At 50.7% G+C, this 213-nt stretch carries 1 protein-coding gene; it reads left to right on the top strand.

What is annotated here, in order from left to right; genetic code table 11:
• Nucleotides 1–198 (top strand): hypothetical protein (locus PPL9_RS32455; RefSeq protein WP_208989477.1); only part of this gene is annotated, 198 nt, incomplete at its 5' end.
• Nucleotides 199–213: the final 15 nt, after the last annotated feature.

The following is a 213-nucleotide window of genomic DNA, read 5'->3' as shown; positions in this document are numbered from 1 at the left end:
GTGTTTGGGCTGTTGTTTGCTGTTGTGTATTTTCTGCTGGGGCTATCGTTGATTTACTTGATCATCACTGCTCCAGATCCGATCGCCTTATTGGGTATCCTCTCCGGGTTCCTTGTGACCTTCCTAATGTGCGGTACGTCTGTGCTTGGTGTTTATGTCTGGAAGCGCTCGGATGAGAAGATCCGGAAAGTCACCTGAGGAGGCGGCTATGGC

Source organism: Pseudovibrio sp. POLY-S9, assembly GCF_001431305.1.
Classification (GTDB): domain Bacteria; phylum Pseudomonadota; class Alphaproteobacteria; order Rhizobiales; family Stappiaceae; genus Pseudovibrio.
Note: the sequence above shows the minus strand (reverse complement) of the source record. Positions and strands in the feature narration are given on the sequence as shown.